This is a genomic window from Streptomyces sp. 11-1-2 (assembly GCF_003595545.1).
Classification (GTDB): Bacteria; Actinomycetota; Actinomycetes; order Streptomycetales; family Streptomycetaceae; genus Streptomyces; species Streptomyces hygroscopicus_B.
In genome coordinates this window covers 3,756,844-3,777,814 of record NZ_CP022545.1, presented here as the reverse complement: position 1 = coordinate 3,777,814, position 20,971 = coordinate 3,756,844, and the positions used below count along the sequence as shown (strand labels likewise).

At 71.8% G+C, this 20,971-nt stretch carries 18 protein-coding genes and 1 pseudogene; 8 read left to right on the top strand and 11 right to left on the bottom strand.

All coding sequences use genetic code 11. The features are described 5' to 3' along the window. Positions 1–174: 174 nt before the first annotated feature. Together CGL27_RS15995 and CGL27_RS15990 are read right to left on the bottom strand one after the other, a co-directional pair. Positions 175–810, bottom strand: coding sequence for a histidine phosphatase family protein (locus CGL27_RS15995; RefSeq protein WP_078641156.1), 636 nt, complete (start codon positions 808–810; stop codon positions 175–177). 124 nt (positions 811–934) lie between these two features. Continuing rightward, positions 935–1,942: an MASE1 domain-containing protein gene (locus CGL27_RS15990; RefSeq protein ID WP_119987659.1), complete on the bottom strand. Its 1,008-nt coding sequence runs from the start codon at positions 1,940–1,942 to the stop codon at positions 935–937. Positions 1,943–1,950: 8 nt separating this feature from the next. Here CGL27_RS15990 and CGL27_RS50045 point away from each other — a divergent pair, with 8 nt between their 5' ends. The 3 genes from CGL27_RS50045 to CGL27_RS15980 all read left to right on the top strand — a co-directional run bounded on the left by CGL27_RS50045 (position 1,951) and on the right by CGL27_RS15980 (position 5,538). Next, complete coding sequence (locus CGL27_RS50045) at positions 1,951–2,163, top strand: hypothetical protein (RefSeq protein WP_162952989.1); 213 nt, start codon at positions 1,951–1,953, stop codon at positions 2,161–2,163. Between the two features lie 278 nt (positions 2,164–2,441). Further along, complete coding sequence (locus CGL27_RS15985; RefSeq protein ID WP_119994411.1) at positions 2,442–4,586, top strand: RICIN domain-containing protein; 2,145 nt, start codon at positions 2,442–2,444, stop codon at positions 4,584–4,586. 169 nt (positions 4,587–4,755) lie between these two features. After that, the gene (locus tag CGL27_RS15980) at positions 4,756–5,538 is read left to right on the top strand and encodes an alpha/beta hydrolase (RefSeq protein WP_119987656.1); all 783 of its coding nucleotides are present in this window, start codon (positions 4,756–4,758) and stop codon (positions 5,536–5,538) included. Here CGL27_RS15980 and CGL27_RS15975 read toward each other — a convergent pair. The 6 genes from CGL27_RS15975 to CGL27_RS15950 all read right to left on the bottom strand — a co-directional run bounded on the left by CGL27_RS15975 (position 5,522) and on the right by CGL27_RS15950 (position 12,477). Then, on the bottom strand, positions 5,522–6,220 hold the full coding sequence (locus CGL27_RS15975; RefSeq protein WP_078641153.1) for a lytic transglycosylase domain-containing protein: 699 nt from the start codon (positions 6,218–6,220) through the stop codon (positions 5,522–5,524). The two genes, CGL27_RS15980 and CGL27_RS15975, sit on opposite strands and share 17 nt — an antisense overlap. Positions 6,221–6,304: 84 nt before the next feature. Next, a complete protein-coding gene (locus tag CGL27_RS15970; RefSeq protein WP_119987653.1) occupies positions 6,305–6,994 on the bottom strand; it encodes a VTT domain-containing protein in 690 nt (229 codons plus the stop codon). A 217-nt stretch (positions 6,995–7,211) separates the two neighbouring features. Continuing rightward, positions 7,212–7,694 carry a DoxX family protein gene (locus CGL27_RS15965; RefSeq protein WP_014060283.1) on the bottom strand — a complete coding sequence of 161 codons (483 nt, stop codon included), beginning with the start codon at positions 7,692–7,694 and terminating at the stop codon, positions 7,212–7,214. 138 nt (positions 7,695–7,832) lie between these two features. After that, a complete protein-coding gene (locus CGL27_RS15960; RefSeq protein ID WP_119987651.1) occupies positions 7,833–9,806 on the bottom strand; it encodes an FAD/NAD(P)-binding protein in 1,974 nt (657 codons plus the stop codon). Between the two features lie 147 nt (positions 9,807–9,953). Further along, positions 9,954–11,690 carry an alkaline phosphatase D family protein gene (locus tag CGL27_RS15955; RefSeq protein WP_119987648.1) on the bottom strand — a complete coding sequence of 579 codons (1,737 nt, stop codon included), beginning with the start codon at positions 11,688–11,690 and terminating at the stop codon, positions 9,954–9,956. Positions 11,691–11,808: 118 nt separating this feature from the next. After that, complete coding sequence (locus CGL27_RS15950; RefSeq protein WP_203348427.1) at positions 11,809–12,477, bottom strand: HNH endonuclease family protein; 669 nt, start codon at positions 12,475–12,477, stop codon at positions 11,809–11,811. A 692-nt stretch (positions 12,478–13,169) separates the two neighbouring features. Between CGL27_RS15950 and CGL27_RS52005 the strand changes: the two are divergent. Both CGL27_RS52005 and CGL27_RS15945 read left to right on the top strand, forming a co-directional pair. Next, a pseudogene (locus CGL27_RS52005) lies at positions 13,170–13,262 on the top strand (ABC transporter permease); the annotation flags it as partial. Positions 13,263–13,553: 291 nt separating this feature from the next. After that, positions 13,554–14,135 carry a TMEM165/GDT1 family protein gene (locus tag CGL27_RS15945; protein ID WP_078641147.1) on the top strand — a complete coding sequence of 194 codons (582 nt, stop codon included), beginning with the start codon at positions 13,554–13,556 and terminating at the stop codon, positions 14,133–14,135. A 605-nt stretch (positions 14,136–14,740) separates the two neighbouring features. Here the strand turns inward: CGL27_RS15945 and CGL27_RS15940 are convergent. Next, a complete protein-coding gene (locus CGL27_RS15940) occupies positions 14,741–15,391 on the bottom strand; it encodes an HAD-IA family hydrolase (protein WP_119987645.1) in 651 nt (216 codons plus the stop codon). A 154-nt stretch (positions 15,392–15,545) separates the two neighbouring features. Continuing rightward, positions 15,546–16,589 (bottom strand): peptidoglycan-binding domain-containing protein, encoded by a 1,044-nt coding sequence (locus tag CGL27_RS15935; RefSeq protein ID WP_119987641.1) that lies wholly within the window; start codon positions 16,587–16,589, stop codon positions 15,546–15,548. A gap of 162 nt (positions 16,590–16,751) precedes the next feature. Between CGL27_RS15935 and CGL27_RS15930 the strand changes: the two genes are divergently transcribed. Continuing rightward, positions 16,752–18,845 carry an MDR family MFS transporter gene (locus CGL27_RS15930; protein ID WP_205587704.1) on the top strand — a complete coding sequence of 698 codons (2,094 nt, stop codon included), beginning with the start codon at positions 16,752–16,754 and terminating at the stop codon, positions 18,843–18,845. 10 nt (positions 18,846–18,855) lie between these two features. Here the strand turns inward: CGL27_RS15930 and CGL27_RS15925 are convergent, their stop codons facing one another. Further along, positions 18,856–19,431 (bottom strand): GNAT family N-acetyltransferase, encoded by a 576-nt coding sequence (locus CGL27_RS15925; RefSeq protein WP_119987638.1) that lies wholly within the window; start codon positions 19,429–19,431, stop codon positions 18,856–18,858. A 126-nt stretch (positions 19,432–19,557) separates the two neighbouring features. Here CGL27_RS15925 and CGL27_RS15920 point away from each other — a divergent pair, with 126 nt between their 5' ends. Continuing rightward, positions 19,558–20,292 (top strand): hypothetical protein, encoded by a 735-nt coding sequence (locus tag CGL27_RS15920; protein ID WP_078641143.1) that lies wholly within the window; start codon positions 19,558–19,560, stop codon positions 20,290–20,292. After that, positions 20,289–20,843: a hypothetical protein gene (locus tag CGL27_RS15915; RefSeq protein WP_240450513.1), complete on the top strand. Its 555-nt coding sequence runs from the start codon at positions 20,289–20,291 to the stop codon at positions 20,841–20,843. The genes CGL27_RS15920 and CGL27_RS15915 overlap by 4 nt, the downstream gene beginning before the upstream one ends. Positions 20,844–20,971 lie beyond the last annotated feature (128 nt).

Genomic DNA, 20,971 nt, shown 5'->3' with positions numbered 1-20,971 from the left:
TACGTTCGAGTGTCTCCCTCGGTTCGCCGCGCCCCCGTTGTCAGTGCCCGGCTCTACCGTATGGCTGTCCTTATTCACGCTTGCTGGGCTGCTTGCGTACTCGGACACGGCGGTGGCCGGGCCCAACAGCGCGGGTCCGGCCCCCGGCGGAAGGCCAGGGGCCGGTTTCCCGGCTCAGGAAGTGATGCGCAGCTCCGGCGGATAGCCGGTCCAGCGCAGCGGTGCGGGCAGATGCGCCATGTCGTTGGAGAAGAGCACCGAGGGCGGTCGGCCGGGCGGGGGATAGCGGATGACCGTCAGCGCCGCGTTGCACTGGTTGAGGCCGAGCCAGCGCCACTTCGGGGCGTCGAGCGCGGCTCGGACCAGCCAGCCGATGAGGAAGTTATGGGTGACGACCAGCTCATGGCGGTCCTCGGGGCCGTCCACGGGCCCCGTGAAGCGCTCCTCGGCGGTGCGGGCCAGCAGCGGGCCGCGGGCGCGCTCATCGGGTGGAAAGCCATGGACGAAGTCGAGCAGGAAGTCGGCGGATTCGGCGGGCAGTTCGGCTCGGTGGGGCGTGTACGGCACATAGTCCCCGGCCGGTTCGCAGACATGGGCGGGTACGCCGTCGAGCCGGTCACCGATCAGCCGGGCGGTCTCGGCCGCCCGGGTCAGCGGGCCGTGGTGGACCGCCGACAGCGGAACGTCCCGGAGCCGCTCGCCGAGCAGCGCGGCCTGGCGGCGGCCGGTGGGGGTGAGCCCGCGTTCGTCCGGCGTGGCCTCGCCGTGGCGGGTCAGATAGAGATAGCGGGTGGCGTGGGTCGCGGTCATAGTCCCTGTCCGTCGAGAGTCGCTGGAAGGGACGGCCGGTACGGGGCGGCGGTTCCAGCCGGCCGGTACCACTGCCCGGCGCCACGCCCGGCGGCCGTTCCCGGCGGCACCGTCGGACGGCCCGCTATCGCCGGTCCGTGGACTTCCGGTCGCCTCTGGGCGGGCCGGGCTCGTCCGGGGCGAGGCGGAAGACCGCTTCGGCCAGTTGGGCGCAGACGTGTTCGATCTGGCGGCGGGTGGCGTTCCGTTCGGTGATGATCGCCGACAGCAGCAGGGCCGTCAGGGCCGTCGAGCCGTTGAACGCCTGGAGGGTGACCATCCGGGCCGGCAGCGAATGGTGGGAGAACGGACCGGTGCCCTCCGCCGTCGCGGCGATCGCGAGCACCGAGACGATGAGCGAGCACGGGGCGGCGCCCGCGAGTTGGAAGCGCAGGGCGGCCCAGATCAGGAAGGGGAAGACGAGGAAGAGCAGGCTGACCTCCGTCCGCGTGGCGACCAGGGTGACGGCCGCCGTGCCCAGCAGCAGGCGGTACGGGCTGACGCCACGGGGCAGCCGGGCACGGTGGAGCAGGCGGTGGAGCACCAGCAGCAGAGGGGTGATCACCAGCACGCCCATCGCGTCGCCCGTCCACCACACCGACCAGGCGGTCCAGAAGTCACCCACCGGGAGCGCGCCCGACAAGATGAGCGCGGCGGTCCCCACCGTGGCGCTGATCAGCATGCCCGCCAGGGCGCCGAGGAAGACCAAGGCCAGCGCGTCCCGCAGCCGGTCCAGGGCGGGCCGGAAGTCCACGCGGCGCAGCAGCAGATACGAGCAGATCGGGGCCAGGGTGTTGCCCACGACGATCGCGAGGACCGCCAGGGGCGACGGGCCGATGGGGGCGTTGACCGCGACGGCCCCGAGGGCGATGCCCGGCCAGGCCGTGGGGCCCAGCGTCAGCAGACAGGCCAGGGCGATTCCGGTCGGCGGCCACAGCGGGGTCACCTGATCGCGCACCAGCTCCTGCAGCAGTCCGATCCAGGCACCCGCGTAGTAGAGGGCGGCGACGGCCACGAGCCGCAGCGCCGTGGCACCGTGGCGCCGGAAACCGTTGTTCCGCCGGATCCCCGTATCGCGCGCCACAGCGGCCATCCCACTACGTGCGCCCCGGGCCGACGCGGCTGACACGCGGCCACCGGGTCGGGCTCGCCCATACGCAGCACGGCCTCGCCCGTACGCAGCACGGCCTCGCCCGTACGCAGCACGGCCTCGCCCGTACGCAGCACGGCCTCGCCCGTACGCAGCACGGCCTCGCCCGTACGCAGCACGGCCTCGCCCGTACACACCACGGCCCGCACAATTTCATGACTTGACTTAAGGCTCGTATTGACACCGGAATCCCATGGTCATACCGTCCTCAAAGCCGCGGTACAGACCAACCAACCAGCCGGTGACGAGGACTCGTTGGAACGCGCCGCGAGCGGCCTGTGACCGCACCGGGGCGCTCTTCCCCACCCCACGAGGAGAGGCTTCCGTGATGCGAGAACCGGCACGATTCGCGAGACGCTCCAGACCCCCAAGACCCTCAGGACCGCCAAGGCCCCTCAGATCCCGCAGATCCCCGAGAGTGGCTCTGCTGGCCGCCTTCGCCATGCTCACCGCGCTGTGCGGCACGCTGGCGACGGCGCCCGGGGCGAGCGCCAAGGCCGCGGCGGTGCCGACGGGCTGGGCCACCGCCGTCAACAAGGGCAGCGGCAAGTGTGTGGACGCGCGGGGCGCGGCGACGGCGAACGGCACCGCCGTCCAGCAGTACGCCTGCAACAACTCCGCCGCCCAGCTCTGGAAGTTCGAGGACACGGGCGACGGCTATGTCCGCGTCGACAACCGCAACGACGCCGCCCAGGCGTGGGATGTGACGGATGTGTCCACGGCCGACGGCGCCGCCGTCCAGCTATGGACCTACAGCGGCGGCGACAACCAGCTGTGGCGCGCCGTGGACGAGGGCGGCGGGGCGTATCACTTCGTCAACCGGCACAGCGGCAAATGCCTCGATGTGCCCAGCGCCTCCACCCAGGACGGTGTGCAGCTCGCGCAGTACACCTGCAACGGCAGCGCCGCCCAGTCCTTCCAGGTGGCCGCCGCGCCCGAGCAGCCGGGCGACGGACCCGACCTCGGCCCGAACGTCGCCGTCTTCGATCCGACGATGCCCGCGTCGGCCATTCAGAGCCGTCTGAACTCCATCTTCCAGCAGCAGGAGCGGAACCAGTTCGGCTCCAACCGCTATGCGGTGCTCTTCAAACCGGGCACGTACAGCGCCGACGTCAATGTGGGCTTCTACACGCAGGTGCTGGGCCTGGGGATGTCACCGGACGATGTGACCATCAACGGCGCGGTGCACGCCGAGGCCGACTGGTTCCAGGGGAACGCGACCCAGAACTTCTGGCGCGGCGCGGAGAACCTGTCGGTCAATCCCTCCTCGGGCACCGACCGATGGGCGGTGTCCCAGGCCGCGCCGTACCGCCGGATGCATGTCCGCGGTTCGCTGCAGCTCGATGACGGGGGCTGGTCGAGCGGCGGGTTCATGGCGGATACGAAGATCGACGGCCAGGTGCGCTCCGGTTCGCAGCAGCAGTGGCTCTCCCGGAACACCCAGTGGGGAAGCTGGTCCGGATCGAACTGGAACATGGTGTTCGTCGGGGCCCTCAACGCGCCCTCGGGGAACTTCCCGAGCCCGCCCTACACGGTGGTGAACCAGACCCCGACCGTCCGGGAGAAGCCCTTCCTCTACGTCGACCAGGCGGGCGCCTACCAGGTCTTCGTGCCCTCGCTGCGGTCGAATTCCCAGGGCACCACCTGGGCCGGTGGCGCTCCGGCGGGATCGTCGCTGCCCATCGACCAGTTCTTCATCGCAAAGCCGGGGGTCTCCGCGTCGGCCATCAACGCCGCGCTCGCCCAGGGCAAGCATCTGCTGTTCACCCCGGGGGTCTACCACCTCGGCGAGACCTTGAAGGTGACCCGGCCCGACACGGTCGTCCTCGGCCTCGGGCTCGCCACCCTCGTCCCCGACAACGGTGTGACCGCGATGTCGGTCGCCGATGTCGACGGGGTCAAGGTGGCGGGGCTGCTGTTCGACGCCGGTACGGTGAATTCCGCCGCCCTGATGGAGGTGGGACCGAGCGGCGCGAGCGGCAAGCACGCGGCGAACCCGACCTCCCTGCACGATGTGTTCTTCCGGGTCGGCGGGGCCGGGGTCGGCAAGGCGTCCAAGAGCCTGGTGGTCAACAGCTCGAACGTGATCGGCGACCATCTGTGGATCTGGCGGGCCGACCACGGTGACGGCGTCGGCTGGAACGCCAACACCGCCGCGAACGGTCTGACCGTGAACGGTGCCGACGTCACCATGTACGGCCTGTTCGTCGAGCACTATCAGCAGTACCAGACGATTTGGAACGGCAACGGCGGCCGGACCTACTTCTACCAGAACGAAATGCCCTACGACCCGCCCAACCAGGGTGCCTGGATGAACGGAGACACCCAGGGCTACGCGGCCTACAAGGTCGGGCCGAACGTCACCAGCCATGAGGCGTGGGGGCTGGGCAGCTACTGCTACTTCAACGTCGATCCCGGTGTCGTCGCGGCCCGCGCCTTCGAGGTCCCCGACACCCCGGGCGTCCGCTTCCACCACATGGTCACCGTGTCGCTCGGCGGCACCGGCACCATCAGCCACGTCATCAACAACACGGGCGGGCCGTCCAATTCCGGCAGCAATGTGGCGAACCTCGTGAACTACCCGTAGAACCCCGTGCCCCCACGGACGACCACGTGCCCGCGATACGGCCCCTCCACGGGTCGTATCGCGGGCACGCATATGCGCATCGGGCTTGCCCACCTCTGCGGGAGACGTCACCGTTGAGCCCCACGGGCACGCGCCGCGTCGCCCGTATTCGACTGGGACCGGAGGTGCCATGGGACCGATCGTTCCACCCCTCGTTCCACCGTATGAGACCGTCGGCGACGGGCCGCACCATGTGATGGCGGTGCACGGCTGGTTCTCGGACCGTGCCGCGTACGCCGCGATGCTGCCGCATGTCGACCGGCGCGGGTTCACCTATGTTCTGCCCGATCTGCGCGGCTACGGCGAGGCGCGCGACATCCCCGGCGCGTACACCACCGGCGAGGCCGGGAAGGATCTGCTCGCGCTCGCCGATCACCTCGGCTGGGAGCGGTTCTCGCTCGTCGGCCACTCGATGGGCGGGGCCGTCGTCCAGCGCGTCCTGGCGGAGGCCCCGCAGCGGGTCCGCCGGCTGGTCGGGGTCGCGCCGGTGCCGGCCAGTGGAGTGCCGATGGAGGGCGAGCAGTGGCAGCTTTTCGCGGCCGCCGCCGACCATCCGGAGAACCGACGGACCATCATCGACCTCACCACCGGCGGCCGTCACCCGGCCGCCTGGCTGGATCTGATGGTGCGCCACTCGCTGGAGCACAGCGAGCCCAAGGCGCTCCGCGCCTGGCTGGACTCGTGGGCGCTGGAGGACTTCCACGAGGACATAGCCGGTGCCCAGGTGCCGGTCCGGATCGTGGTCGGCGCCCACGACCCGGCGCTCACGGCGGAGGTGATGCGGCAGACCTGGCTGCGCTGGTACGTCAACGCCGAGCTGGTGGAGCTGGAGTATGCCGGGCACTATCCCGCCGATGAGACTCCACAGGAACTCGTGCGGGCGGTGGAGGACTTCATCACGGCCGACGCGTAGCCGACGGTGAGGCGCCGGAGGCGGTCGCGGACGGATCGGCGGAGGGCGAGGTGGAAGACGAGACGGACGGTGAGGCGGAGGCACTGCTGGTGTGCTTCGCCTCGCTCCGCTGGTACTTCTCCTCGCTCTCCTGGTACTTGGGCAGCAGATCCTTCAAGATCTTGTCGACATAGTCCTGCGTCTCGAGGATCTTCGGGATGCCGCGCGCCCGAAGCACCGCGTTCGGCCCCGCGTTGTAGGCCGCGAGCGCGAGCCGGGTCGCCCCGGACGTGGTCTTGCCGCCCGGGACCACCTTGACCACCTCGTACAGATGGCACATGTAGCGGGCCTGCGAGGGGATGGCGTCGCGGGGCTCCCAGATATTGGCCTTGCCGTCGCCGTCGCCGTCCTGGCCCCATTCCTTCCAGGTGACCGGGGAGAACTGCGAAATGCCCTGGGCGTGCCCGGAGTCCGCGTCCGGGCGCCAGCCGCTCTCCGCGTCGATCTGGGCGGCCAGCAGCGGCACGCTCAGCGGGGTGCAGGTGCGCACCGCCGACTCCACGACGGGGCGCCGGGCCTCGGGTACCACCGGAAGCTCCGGTTCCGAGGGTGCGGTGAGATGCCGTACGACGAGCACCGCGGCGACGACCAGTGCGAGCCCGGCGAGGAACGCCGCGACCAGCCCGGCGGCGCGGGTCAGCATGCCAGAGGCGGTACGGAAGGGGTACGCATGCAGGGACGGTAGCGGGTCTCGCGGGCCGATCCGTAATCGGTCGCCGACACGGCCCTATCGCGCCTGGTGGACTGGGGGCATGGGCTGCCCGGCGGGTGCCGCGGGGAGCGGACCGGCCGCGCCCGCGCCCGGACGCTTCATCACATACGCCGCGCCGGCGCCCGCCGCGAACAGCGCGAGCACCGAGACCGCCGTGCCCAGCCAGGTGGCGCCGAGCCACTGGCCGCCGACATAGCCGAGGGCCACGCTGTACGCCGCCCAGGCGAGCCCGGCCACCGCGGACCACGGCAGGAATTCCTTCACTCTCCGGTGGGCCGCGCCCGCGCTCAGGCTGACAACCGAGCGTCCCGCGGGCGCGAAGCGGGCTATCACCACGAGCGGGCCGCCGCCGCGCACCAGCGCGGTGCCCAACTTCTCCTGGGCGGAGGTGAGTCGGCGGGAGCGGGCGATGGCGCGGTCGAGCCGGTCGCTGCCGCGCCAGGCCAGCCGGTAGGCGACCATGTCCCCGAGGACGGAGGCGGTCGCGGCGCACAGGATCAGGCCGAACATGGCGGGGAAGTCGGCCGCGTCGGCCTGGCGCACCACGCCGACGGCGTCAACGGTGGTGCCGGCGGCCGCGGTGGCGGCGGTGATGACCAGAACTCCGCTGGGCAGAACGGGCAAGAAAACATCGAGCAGAACGGATGCCCCGATCACCGCATAGATCCATGGGGTGTTGGTCAGCGACCCCAGATGTTCCAACAACGTTCTACTCCCGATCCCGGTCCCCCCGCTGCGCATGTCGCCGGGAAGCGGCAGGCGTCAGCCTGTAACAGCCATACAGCGTACGCCTGTGACTGACGAGGATAACGGTAAGGGGTGTGATGATGTTGTTCGAATCACGCCATGCAGGGCGTTCGGCCCTGCATGGCGTGATCGGTCAGGTGGCACTGAATGTCATTCGAATGCGGAGAAGTGACGCCTATCCGACAGTCGACGGCTGGCGTTGCGTTTCGGGCGCCGCTTCGCTTGCGCGGGCCGAGCCGAATATTCGGTCCAGCGCCCAGGGGCCGGGGCCGGTGAAGACGAGCAGCAGCAGCGTCCAGCAGAACATCGCGGCGGGCTCGCCGCCGTTCTGAATGGGCCACAGCTTCTCGGGCTGGTGCTCATGGAAGTACGCGTAGGCCATCGAGCCCGAGGAGATGAACGCCGCGCTGCGGCTGCCGACGCCGAGCATCACGAGGGCGCCGCCGACGAGCTGGATCACCGCCGCGTACCAGCCCGGCCAGGTGCCGGCCTCGATGGTCTTGCCGGTGCCCATCATGCCGCCGAACCAGCCGAGCAGCGACGAGGCGCCGTGGCAGAAGAAGAGCAGTCCGACGACGATGCGGAAGAGGGAGAGAACGTATGGCCTGGCGCTGTCGAGCGCCTCGCCGAGGGTGCGGGGGGTGGGGGAAGAAGGCATGGGAGGGGAGCTCCTTGCTCCTGGGGACAGGGAACAGCGGAGTGCCAGGTTAGGTTCGCCTCACCTTTTGTTGCAAGTTCAAGTTTATGCCAATGTCAGTGCCCCGGGGCCCCTTCATAGCGCCCGAAAAGCCGCTCTTCAGAGCCTTGTCGCGCACATCGGGACACCTTCCTGCAGGGTCTGTCCCCTACGCGCCGCGCGCAGCGCCGCGCGTGCTACCGCGTCCGTGTCGCAGAGGGTGACGGAGTTCACGCCCGGCCGCGCCCCCGCGGCCGTCACCCAGTGGACCCCCTCGGTCGGCACCCCGATGGCGAACCGCCGCGGATGCGGGCGGCCGTGGGCGTCCACCACCCGGTAGGGGGCGGTGGTGACGTCGAGGCCGCCGGTCTCGTAGCCCTCCACCCGATGCGGACGGCCTTGCCCGGTCTCCAGCAGATGGATCAGCAACTCATCGGCGGTCCGGCGCACATCCGGCTCCGGCAGCCGTGCCTCGATCAGGGTCGTGGCCACCACCGGCGGACCCGGCACCTCCGCTGACCGCGCGGCGAAACCAGCCCCTTCGGCCCCCGTGTCCTGGCCTTCCAAGGTCACTTCGAGCCGTGGGCCGAGGACGTCCAGGACGCCCGCCTCGATCAGCGCGGCCATCTCCTCGATCCGGCGGCGCGGCGGGCCGATCGAGAGAAAGGCGTTGAGCGGGGTGTACCAGCGGTCCAGATGGGCCCGGCGGGACGCCCCCGTCAGCCCGCCGTGATCGACGATCTGCCGCAGCTCGTTGCGGAGGTCGCGCAGCACGTCGAGGGCCGCCTTGACCGGGCCCTCGACATTGCCCAGCCGGGCGTGCGCCACATCCTGGTGGGCGTACGTCAGCAGCCACCGCCGGAACTCGTCACGCCCCGTGAACCGGCGTCCGCGATACGGCTGGGAGACCGCGTCCCAGGACCAGCGCTCCGCGTTCGGTATGCCGTACTCCGTGAGCACGGCGGCCTCTTCGGGGCTGCCGTGCCCGGTGGCCAAAAAGTGACTCCTGAAACGTGCTGAGGTGAACGGGGCGGGGGCGCCGGGCTCGGTCCCGGAGGCTTCCGGGGCCTCCGGGGCACGGGTATCGGGTGCGCGGAGGGCCAGCAGCGTTTCGTAGTAGACCGTCTCGGCCTCCTTGGCGACCAGTGGCCATATCTCGGCGAGGAAGTCCGGTGGATCGCCGGAGTCCGCGCGCTTGCGGAAGTGGCCGAGCACATCGGGGGTCAGCAGCAGCGGGGTGTGCCGGCCGCACGGCCCCTTCGCGTTGTCGCCCCGCGCGTGGTACGGGATGCCGCGCCGCGACCCCGCGTACAGCCGTGGCTCGCGCCCCGAGGGCCGGTAGACCAGACCGCCGCGCGGATGCGGTGCGAACGTGCCGCCCCGGCCCGCCGTCAGCAGCGCCATATGGTCGAAGAAGTTGAGGCCGAGGCCGCGCAGCAGCACCGGTTCGCCCGGCGCGATGAGCGACAAGTCGACATCGGCGGGGTTGGCGGGCGGGTAGTAGCGCAGCCCGTGCCGCTCCGCGTGGGCCGCGTACCGCCGCTCCGTGGCGTCGGTGGCCGCCGGCAGATGGCCCTGCGCCAGGACGACCGCGCGCAGCCCCTCCAGACGGCTCCCGTCGTCCAGCGTCAGCACCTGCTCGCCGTCGGCCCGTTCCTCCAGCCGTACGGCGCGGGCCCGGTGCGTCCGGACGGTCACGTTCTCCGGCGCGCCCCGCACCGCCTCGCCGAACACCCACTCCAGATAGCGGCCGTAGAGCGCGCGGCTCGGATAGTCGTCCGGGCCGAGACCGGGTGCCAGACCGCGCGCCGCGACCCATTCATACAGGCTCGGCCCGGTCCGCACCGGTCCGCCGCATTCGACGCTGGCGTCGGTGAACAGGGTCACCTGCGAGGCCACGGTGTTCATCAGCAATTCGTGCGGCTGGGCGGTGCGCCACACCCGTCCCGCACCGGGCGGGGAGGGGTCCACCAGGTGCACCGTCAGCGGGATGCCGGGCGCCAGTTCCGGGGCCGAGGCGCACAGGCGCTCCAGCACGCTGGTGCCGCGCGGCCCGGCGCCGACGACGGCTATCGCGTGAGAGTCTCCGGCCAAGGTCGTGTCTCCCGGGGCAGATGTGACGCAGGATGCGCGCCCATCATGCCGCTCGCTCCACACGAATCGACGTGGTCTCCGGAACGTACAGCTCCGTTGTGGGCTGTATCACGTGACGTACGGCACGGAACGGTACCAAGGGACCGACTACCCGGCCCAGTCCGTCTCCAGCGCCGTCACCAGCCGGGCCTCGCCGCCCGAGGCGTCCGCCCGCGCCTGGTCCAGGCGCAGATGGGCACCACGGCCCTGGAGGGTCAGCGTCATGAGCTGGTTGCCGAACCAGGGCCCGCCCGTCTTGTGCCAGGTCAAGCGGGAGCCCGGCACCCGCCCATGGCGCCGGAAGAGCCGCCCCAGGGCGCGGCCCGCCGCGCTCCAGCCGAAGCGGAAGCCGAGCCGGATCGAGGCGTAGATGCTGTTGTGGACCGGAGAGCAGGTCAACTGCCGCACCTGGCTGCGGGGCGGCCGGGACGACCACCGTGACCAGTCCGGGGCGGCGATATAGGCGTGGTGCACATCGCCGGAGAGCACACTGATCGTGGCCGGTGCCCCCGGCGCGCCGCCCACCTCGGCGATGGTGTCGGTGAGCGCGTCGAAGGACTCGGGGAACGCCGCCCAGTGCTCCAGATCGCCGCGCTGCCGCAGATCCTCGGCGATCCGCGCCCAGCGCCCACCGCGTCCGCCGCCGCACACCGAGGCGTTCCACGCCTCCACGTCATGCACGAAATGCGGCAGCAGCCAGGGCAGCGAGGTGCCGAGCAGCAGATGGTCGTAGCCGCCGAAGGCCCCGGGCTGTTCCTGACCCGGGGCCCCGGACTCTTCATGACCGGGGCCCCCGGGCGCACCGCCCGCGCCGTCCATGGCCTGCTCACGCACCCAGGCGAACTCCTTCTCGCTCAGCATCGCCCGCCGGCCCTCCTCCAGCACCCGCGCCGCGCGGGTGTCGACCATCAGCAGCCGGGTGCGGCCGAAGTCGCGGCGGTAGCTCCAGCGGGTGTACGACGGATCGGCGTCGGCGCGGGTGGCGAACTCCCGCAGCGCCTCGGTGCCGTCGTCGGCCGTGCGCACCTGCGCGTAGAGCGGGTCGGCGGCCAGTTCGGTGGGGGAGAGGTTGCCCAGGTGCTGATGGACCCAGTAGGACATCAGACCGCTCAGTATCCGCTCCCGCCACCACGGGGTGGCGCGCATCCGGCGCTGCCATGCCTCGCTGGTGTTCCAGTCGTCGATGACGTCGTGGTCGTCGAAGATCATGCAGCTCGGGACGGTGGAGAGCAGCCAGCGCACCTCGGGGTCCAGCCAGGACTCGTAGTAGAGGCGGGTGTACTCCTCGTAGTCCGCGACCTGCTCGCCCGGCGGCTCGCTCAGATCGCGGCGGGTGGCCAGCCAGCGGCGGGTCTCGGCGGAGGTCTCGTCCGCGTACACCTGGTCGCCCAGCAGCACCAGCACATCGGGGCGCGGGCGCTCGGGGGCGCGGGCCAGCGCCTGCGCGAGGGTGTCGAGCGCGTCGGGCCCGATCGGGTCGTGCGAGGCGTCGGAGGGCGGCGCGGCCCACCGGCAGGAGCCGAAGGCCACGCGCACGGGCGCGTCCGTCCCCGGGGCGGGGGTGCGGATGGTGCTGTCGGGGAAGGGGGAGTCGGGCAGCGGCCAGACCTGCTCACCGTCGAGCAGCACCCGGTAGGCGGTCTCCGCGTCCGGCCGCAGCCCGGTGACCGGGATCAGGGCGTAGTGGTGTCCGGCGATCCGCCAGGTGCGGGCGGTGCCGCCCGCCCCGTCGGCACACCGCACCTCGGCCTCACAGGCCCGGTCGGCCTCGACCCAGACGGTCGCGCCGGTGCCGGTCTCCCAGTCGACCTGGCGCAGTAGTGGTCCCAGGCGCAGCCCGGCCATCCGGACCTCCTCCGTCGTTCTGTGATGTGCTCGTCATGCGTACGGTACGGAACGACGGAGAAGGTGCGGCGGTTCCACCCGGCGGTGTGCCGGTTGCCATGCCGGTCGGTATGCCGTCTCAGCAGCCGTTGAGGATGCCGCTGAGCGCGGACTTCTCGGCCGAGTCGAGGCTGAGGCCGTAGGTGTACTTCACCGAGACCCACATGCGGGCGTACATGCAGTGGTAAGCGGTCCGGGGCGGCAGCCACTCGCCGGGGTCCTGGTCGCTCTTGGACTGGTTGACGTTGTCCGTCACGGCGATGAGCTGGGAGTGCGTCAGGTCGTTGGCGAAAGCCTGGCGCTGGGCGGTGGTCCAGCTATTGGCACCGGACTTCCACGCCTCGGCGAGCGGGACCATGTGGTCGATGTCCACGTCGCTGGCGGCGGTCCAGGTCTCGCCGTCGTACTCGGAGTACCAGGAGCCGCTGGTGGCCTTGCAGCTGGAGTCGGTCTGGACGTTCCGGCCGTCGCGCTTGAGGACCTCCTCGCGGGTGTCACAGGAGCCGCTCTGGGTGATCCAGTGCGGGAACTTGTCGCGGCTGTAACCGTCGGTGGTGCCCTCGGTCTTGACGGTCAGCGAGGCGAGCTGGGTGCGGGCGGTGGCGGCGCTCGGCGGGGTGGGCGGGGAAGCCTGGGCGGTGGGCCCGCTCATGACGATCGTGCCCAGCAGGGCGACGAACCCGCCGAAGACGGAGGCGCGACGCGCGTAGACGCGACGGCGAGTGGGATGACGGAGCATGTCTGACATGCGAACTCCCTTGAGGGTGGGGGGTCGTTGGCCGCTGGTACCCGGCCATGCTTGCGACGCCGGGTTTCCGTGGGGTGGGCGCCAGGTAACAGGGTGACGACGCGGTCATGTCAACGCAAGGGGTTCCAGGGGTCGGTTGGGGCCACGTATGCGATCCGGCGCGGCCGTCACGCGCTCGTGAGGCGGCCACGAATCGCGTGCGCCCGCGCCCGCGTTGGCGGCATCGCCGCCGGTCAACGCCGCGCCCGGGGCGACACTCGCGGCTCCGCCGCCCGGCGCGCGCGTGGCGGCCCTTGTGGCCGCCTGCGAGCCGGGCGCGCGAACGGCGACGGCGCGACGGGCGGCCTGGGAGGCCGTGCCGCCTGCGGCGGGCTGCTCCCCTCCCCGCCCCTTCCCGCAGCATCGATATGCGGCTCCGCCGCGTGGTGGGGCTCCGCCCCAGCCCCCGGGCCGGGGTTCGGCCCAGACTTCGGACTGGGCTTCGCCCCTTCCCGTGGTGTCGATTCGCGGCTGCGCCGCGTCGCCGGGCTCTGCCCCGGAGCCCGGGGTCCAGGGGCGGAGCCCCTGCCACGCGGCGGAGCCCCTGCCACGCGGCGGAGCCGCAAATGCATGCTGCGGGAAGGGGCGGGGAGGGGGATATGCGGCTCCGCCGGACATCCGGGCGCGCTGTCGCCGGGGCTCGACCGGACCCTCGGCTTGTGGGGCTGGTCACACGTCCCGGTGCCCTCGTCGGCATGGCACGGGGCGGCGGTTCGCCCATGCGGGCAGGCGTGGTGCGGCTGTTCGGGCCGACGGCGGCGGTGGTGGTGGGGGCCGGGGCGGAGGTCCGGGGGTCGGGTGCGGCCCGGGGTCCCGTATCCTTGTCGGCAGCAGAAGGGGAGTAGCTCCTCGCCGGACCGTCGACATACTGCCCGCCCCTCGAGGTGCGGGCCGGCGCCCGGAGCGTACGAGACCACCGCGTGACGCGGCGGCCGTGCGCCAGCGAGACCTTCGGCCGCAGTGTCCGACGCTGCCGTGCCGAAGCGATCCCTCCCCGGGGCCCTTGGGTGCGGCCCGATCTACGAGGTATCCATTCCGTGTTCAGCATCACCGTCGCCGCCGTGGTCTTCGGCGTCGTCTTCCTCGCCGAACTTCCCGACAAGACCGCCCTGGCCGGGCTGATGCTCGGCACCCGCTACCGCGCCTCGTACGTCTTCGTCGGCGTGGCCGCGGCCTTCGCCCTCCACGTCGGGCTCGCCATCGCGGCGGGCAGTGTGCTCACCCTGCTGCCGCACCGGCTGCTGCAGGCGATCGTGGGGGTGCTCTTCCTCGGGGGAGCGGCCATGCTCCTCTTCAAGAAGGACGACGGGGAGGAGGAGGTCCGCAAGCCCGCCGACCAGAGTTTCTGGAAGGTGTCCGGGGCGGGCTTCATGCTGATCCTGGTCGCCGAGTTCGGCGATCTGACCCAGATCATGACCGCCAACCTCGCCGCCCGCTACGACGACCCGCTGTCGGTGGGCGTGGGCGCGGTGCTGGCGCTGTGGGCCGTCGCGGGGCTGGGCATCGTGGGCGGCCGCACCCTGATGCGGTACGTACCGCTCCGGCTGATCACCAAGGTCGCGGCCCTGGTGATGCTGGCGCTGGGCGGATTCAGCCTGTTCGAGGCCATCGCGGCCTGAGCGGGCCGCACGCCCGGGGGCCCGACTGGCGCGCCCGGGCACCCGGGGGCGCGCCCGGCTGTCCGAGGCGTGGCTCCTGGGGCGCCCGGGCGCGTGGGCGCGTGGGGTGGCGCGGTGCTGAGTCCGGAAGCCGGGCGCGTGGGGTGGCGCGGCGCTCAGTCCGGAAGCCGGGCGCGTGGGTCGAGGGTGCTCAGCCCGAGACGCCCGGCAGGTGTGGGGGCATGGGCCCGAGAATTCCGGGGGAGCGTGGGTGGCGGCGCTCAGCCCGAGAAGCCGGGGGCGTGAGGCGCGGTGCTCAGCCCGAGAAGTCGTGGGGAGCGGGGGTCGCGGCGCTCGGCCCGGGGAGCCCGAGAAGTCCGGGGAGTGCGGGGCGTGGGGCCCGGGAAATCCGGGGGAGCGTGGGTGGCGGCGCTCAGCCCGAGAAGCCGGGGGCGTGAGGCGCGGTGCTCAGCCCGAGAAGTCGTGGGGAGCGGGGGTCGCGGCGCTCGGCCCGGGGAGCCCGAGAAGCCCGGGGAGTGCGGGGCATGGGGCCCGGGAAATCCGGGGGAGCGCGTAGGGCGTGGCGCTCGGTCCGAGAAGCCGGGGAGCGTGTGGCGGCGCGGCGCTCAGGCCGCGATGTGCAGGCGCAGGGTGCCGTCGGGCAGTGCCTCGACGCGCACCTGCTCCAGGTCCCGCACATGGGCGTCCGGGGCGTGTGCCGCGGCGCGCGGTCCGACGCCGACGACCCGCATCCCGGCCGCCCGGCCCGCCGCGATGCCGACCTCCGAGTCCTCGAAGACGACACAGTCGGCGGGGGCGAAGCCCAGCTCGGCCGCGCCCTTGAGGAAGCCCTCCGGGTCCGGCTTGCTCGCGCCGACGCACTCCGCGGTGACCCGCACCTCCGGCATCGTGAGCCCGGCGGCGCCCATCCGCGCGCCGGCGAGCCCCTTGTCGGCGGAGGTCACCAGGGCGTGCGGAAGATCGGCCAGCGAGGCCATGAAGGCGGGCGCGCCGGGCACCGGCACGACGCCGTCGAGATCCGTGGTCTCCCACTCCAGCATCCGCTGGTTGTCGGCAAGGTTCTGCTCGACCGGCCGGTCGGGGAGGAGTACCGCCATCGTCGCGTGGCCCTGCCGCCCGTGGACGATCTGGAGCACGCTGTCCGCGTCCAGCCCCTGCTCGGCCGCCCACCGCCGCCAGCAGCGCTCGACGACGGCGTCGGAGTTGACCAGGGTGCCGTCCATGTCGAGGAGGAGTGCGCGGGCGGTGAGCGACATCGAGACTCCTGGGCGCGAGCGCGGAAAGAAACACAAGCGGCTCCGCCCGCCGGTCAGGGGAAACGGGCGGAACCACTTTGTTCCTTCACGATACAAAGCGTGGCCCATATGCGCCAGGGGGGGTCCCTCCATGGCTCGTCTCTGGGGCTCGTCTCTACGGCTCCTTGGTTCTGGATTCGAGGTCGCGGCGGGTGTTCTCGCCGTAGACACCGTCCGGATCACCCGTGATGTCGTGCTGGTCCTGGTAGCTGGAGACCACCCTCCGCACCCCGCCGTCGTAGTCTCCGTCCGCCACGCCGATGTAGAGCAGCAGCTGGGACAGCCGCTTCTGCAGCTCGGCCACCTCGGGCCCGCTGTCGCCCTCGCGCAGCGCGGGCGGGCCGGTGGGCCCGGGGGGATCGGACGGGGCGGACGTCGGACCGCCGGAGGCGGTCGGCCCGGGCTTCGTCGCCGAGTCGGTCGCGGAGTCCGACGCCGAAGAGCGGGCGGTGGCCGAGGGGCCGGTCTCGCTCGGGGACGCGCTCGCCCGTGCCGAGCCGGACGCGGACGGGCGGGGCGTGGCGCTCGACGACGGGGCGCCGGACGACGGGCTGTCCTCCGCGGTCGGCAGCTCCTCCTCGACCGGCGCGCTGGCGGTGCTGTCGGCCAGCGTGCGGTCGCTCGCGCCCCCGCCGCCGCCGTCCTTCTTGTGGTCACCGCCGAGCAGACCGGTGCCGACCGCCAGCGAACCGGCCACGGCCACGGCCGCCGCCCCCGCGAGCATGGCCGTCACGACCTTGCGCTTGCTCTTGCGGTGCCGGGCGGGGCCGGGTTCCTCCCCCGGTGCGACTCCGCCGGCCTCTCCGCCGGTGCCCCCGCCGGCCCCTCCGGCGGCACCCCCGGCGCCGCCGCCGCCCGTCTCGTCCCCGCCGGGTCTCTCCTCGACGCGGTCGATCACCCGCGTCTCGTCGGTGTCCCCCTTCTCCGCCTCCTCCCTCTCCGCCTTCTTCTTCTCCGCCTCCTCGAAGAGACGCAGATCACGCGGATCGGGCCCGTTCTGGCGCTCCTCCGAGAGCGTCACATAGGGGTGCGGATGGGTCTGGTCTTCGGTCTCGCCTGCCGCCGCGGTGGACGCGGCGGCGCGTTCGGCACACGTACAGCCGGGGCGCCCGTTGGCGCGCGCCGGTGCGAAGCAGTGCGGGCAGGATTCTGCCGTCACGGAACTTTCCCTCCCTGGAGTTCGCAGCGATTATGCGCATCCGATCCCCTTCCGCGCAGGTGTTCGCCCGCCGTGCGGACCGGCACGGCGGGCCGTAACAGGGCATAAAGGTGAGGATGGGGTGAGGATGAAGAGGGAACGGAGGAGCGAGGAGGAGTCGCCATGGCGCGGGACGGCGGCAGCCCGGCTCCGGCCCCAGGGGCCCCCGACGCCGTGGCCCTGGGCCCGGGAGCGGGCCGGCCGCGGCGCACGGTCCTGGTGGCCATCGGCGCGCTGCTGCTCGGCATGCTGCTCGCCGCGCTCGATCAGACGATCGTCTCCACCGCGCTGCCCACGATCGTCAGCGACCTCGGCGGCCTGGAGCATCTGTCCTGGGTCGTCACCGCGTATCTCCTCGCCTCGACCGCGGCCACCCCGCTGTGGGGCAAGCTCGGCGACCAGTACGGCCGCAAGAGGCTCTTCCAGACCGCGATCGTCATCTTCCTGATCGGCTCAGCGCTGTGCGGGCTCGCCGGGAACATGGCGGAACTCATCGCCTTCCGCGCGCTGCAGGGGCTGGGCGGCGGCGGCCTCATGGTCCTGTCGATGGCGATCGTCGGCGATATCGTCCCGCCCCGTGACCGTGGCCGCTACCAGGGCCTCTTCGGCGCCGTCTTCAGCGCCGCCAGTGTGCTGGGGCCGCTGCTGGGCGGGGTGTTCGTCGACCGTCTGAGCTGGCGCTGGGTCTTCTACATCAACCTGCCCATCGGCATCGTCGCCCTCCTCGTCGTCGCCTCCGTGCTGCAGATCCCGGTGCGCCGCACCTCGCACACCATCGACTACCTCGGCACCTTCCTGATCGCCGCGGTCGCCGCCGCCCTGGTGCTGATGACCTCTCTCGGCGGGGTCACCTACGGCTGGGGGTCCTGGCAGATCATCGGGCTCGCGGTGGTCGGCATGGCGCTGCTGGCGGCCTTCGTACAGGTGGAGTTCCGCGCGGCCGAGCCGGTGCTGCCGCTCACGCTCTTCCGCAGCCGCACCTTCACGCTCTGCGCGGTCATCGGCTTCATCGTCGGTTTCGCGATGTTCGGCAGCATGACCTATCTGCCGACCTTCCTCCAGATCGTGCAGGGCGTCTCACCGACCACCTCCGGCCTCCACCTCCTGCCGCTGGTCCTCGGCACGCTCGTCTCCTCCACCGTCTCCGGTCACCTGGTCAGCCGCACCGGCCGCTACAAGGTCTTCCCCGTCCTGGGCACCGCGATCACCGCCATCGGTCTGCTGCTCATGCACCAATTGCGGGAGTCCAGCGGGGTGGCCGAGATGAGTGCGTACTTCTTCGTCTTCGGCTGCGGCCTCGGCCTGGTCATCCAGGTGCTGGTGCTGATCGTGCAGAACTCCGTCAGCTATCAGGACCTGGGCGTCGCCACCTCCGGCGCGACCTTCTTCCGCTCGATCGGCGCCTCGTTCGGCGTCTCCGTCTTCGGCACGATCTTCGCCAACAACCTCGGCCCCCATATCGCCGACGCCCTCGCCGGACGACGCCTGCCACCCGGTATCACCCCCGGCGCCCTCACCTCCGATCCCCGCAGCCTTGGCCGGCTGTCCCCGGGGGACCGGGCGGCGGTGCGGCACGCGTTCTCCGTCTCCATCACCGACGTCTTCCTGTACGCGGTGCCGGTCGTGCTGCTCGCCTTCCTCCTCGCCTGGTACCTCCGGGAGGAGCCGCTGCGCGGCAGCGTCACCGCGCCCGACGGCAGCGAAATACTCGCCAGCAACCCCGTCCAACGCTCCTCGCACGAGGAATGCGCCCGGGCGCTGTCCCTGCTCGGCAGCCGGGAGGGCCGCCGGAAGATCTACGTCGACATCACCCGGCGCGCCGGCCTCGACCTCGGACCGGCCGCGAGCTGGATGCTGCTGCGCATCCAGCACTACGGCTCGGTCGAACCCGCGATGCTCGCCGAGCGCTCGCCCGTACCGCTGCGGGCCATCACCGAGGCGGCCCGGCAGATCGAGGAGCGCGGCCTCGGCCGCCGCTACGGACTGGACCTGATCCTCACGGACGACGGCCGCGAGGTCGCGACCAGGCTCTACCGGGCCCGCGAGGCGTCCCTCGCGGAACTCCTGGGCGACTGGTGGTCACCCGACCGCCCGACCGACCTGAGCGAGCTGGTGGACGAGCTGACGCACGAGCTGTGCGGCTCCGACGCGGAACAGCCGAGAGACGGAACGCCCCGCCCCGACCACCGCCGCCCACCGCCACCGCGAACGCCCTGACCTCGGGGCCTCAGCCCAGCTCCTTGGCCATCCAGACCTCGGCGTACGGCCCCTCCGTGAAGGCCGGGACCTCCCGGTACCCATGCCGCGCGTACAGCGCGCGGGCCTCGACCAGGTCGAGGCGGGTATCGAGCGCGATCCGCTCGGCGCCCAGTTCGCCCGCCGCCGTCTCGACCGCCGCGAGCAGCGCGGCGCCGCCGCCCAGCCCCCGCTTGGCGGGCCGTACGTACACCCGCTTCAGCTCCGCCGCACGCGTCAGCCCCGCCGTACGCTCGTCCATCAGCCGCACCCCCGCACATCCGGCGAGTTCGCCGTCGTGATGGGCCAGCAGGAAGACCCCCCGCGGCGGGGCGAGATCGTCGCTGGGCATCTCCGCGAGCGCCTGCTCGATCTCCTCCGGGGTCGAGTCCCGCTCCTCGTGGAGCTGGTAGTAGCGGTCGGCGACATCGACGAGGTATTCGCGCAGCAGCATGGCCGAGACCGGATCGCCGACGGGCCGCGTGGCGATCGTCCAGCCTCTCGTCGGCTCCGTCGCGGGGGAGGCCGAGGCGCGCGAACCGGCCTGGGCACGTGGCGTAGTCGTCATGGTCGGCATCCTGGCACCCACCATCGGCCTCACGCACCGCAGTTTGAGCGCCGAAGTCCGGGCTACCCGAATAGAGGAGCCCCCCGAACGCGAAGGGGGAAGCGAGCGGGAAGGCAGAAGCAGACCATGTCAACTGCTGCAATCAGCATCGTGGTTGTCGTCGCGGTCGTCCTCGCGGCCGCGCTCATCATCCGTGTCGTCCGTGCGGGCGCCAGCCGTAGGGAACGCGTTCTGCGACGCCGCTTCGGGCCCGAGTACGAACTGAACGTCGCCCAGCACGCGGGCGACACCAAGGCGGCGGAGCGGGAACTGGACGAACGGCTGCGGCTGTACGGCGATCTGAGGACCCAGCCCCTGCCCGGTGAGCTGCGCGAGCGGTATGTGGCCGAGTGGGCGGCCGTGCAGGAGATGTTCATCGAGTCTCCGGAACGCTCGGTGACCAGCGCCGATCGGCTGCTGGCCCGTCTCGCCCACGACCGTGGCTATCCGTCGGACCGTTACGAGGAGCAGGTGGCGGCGCTGTCCGTGCACCACTCCGAGCACGTCCAGGGCTACCGGCAGATCCATGACACGGCCGGTCTCGCCCGCGAGGGGCGCGCGGACACCGAGAAGCTGCGTGAGGCCGTGGTGCACGCCCGGCCGTTCTTCGAGGACCTGGTCAGGCCCCCGCACCACGGCGCCACGACCGGCGCCACGACCGGCCCCGAGACCGCGCGGCAGCCCTACGGCGAGCGGCGGAGCGGGAGCGGACTGCGCCGGTGGCTGCCCGGGACCGGGACCGGGGCTGGTACCGGATCCGGAACCAGGGCCGGGACGGGCCATACGCGGTTCGGTCACACCAGGAAGGGCGGCGCGTGGTGACGGATCCGACCGACCCGGCGGAGCACGACGGCCGGCGGCGCCATGCATTGGAGAAGCATGAAGTGGCGCCGCTGTCCCAGGGGGTGGCCAACAGGGACAACAGGGAAGCGGCGGATCCGATGACGTCCTGGCACTCGCCGATGCCGTCGAACGGATCGCGGCCGTCGAACGGAACGAAGCCGACGACACAGCAGCCGCCCGGGTCGTCCGCGTCGTCCGCGTCGTCCGGACCGTCCGTGTCGCCCGCCGAGCAGCCGAAGACCCCGAACGGCCCCAGCTTTCCCGTCCTGCCGACAAGCGAGCACGACATGCTGGCCCAGCGGCTGCGGTACGCGGTCAGCGGCTTCGTGGACTCCCCACGCGGCGCCGTCGAGGAGGCCGATGCCCTGCTCGCGGAGGTGGCCACCCGGCTCGCCGATCTCCTGGCCGAGCGCCGCGGCACGCTCCGTGCCGCCTGGCACGAGGATGACGTGGTCATCTCGGAGACGGAAGAGCTGCGCCTGGCGATGCGGGGCTACCGCAATGTGCTGGAGCGCCTCATCAGCATCTGACTGCCGAACACCGTCAACAACAACACCACCACTAAACCCCCTTGGCCGCCGCCCGGATCCCCTCCGGGCGGCGGCCATACCTCATGCCGCCGACCAGGTCGTAAATCGGTCGTACTGGGGGCGGGCCA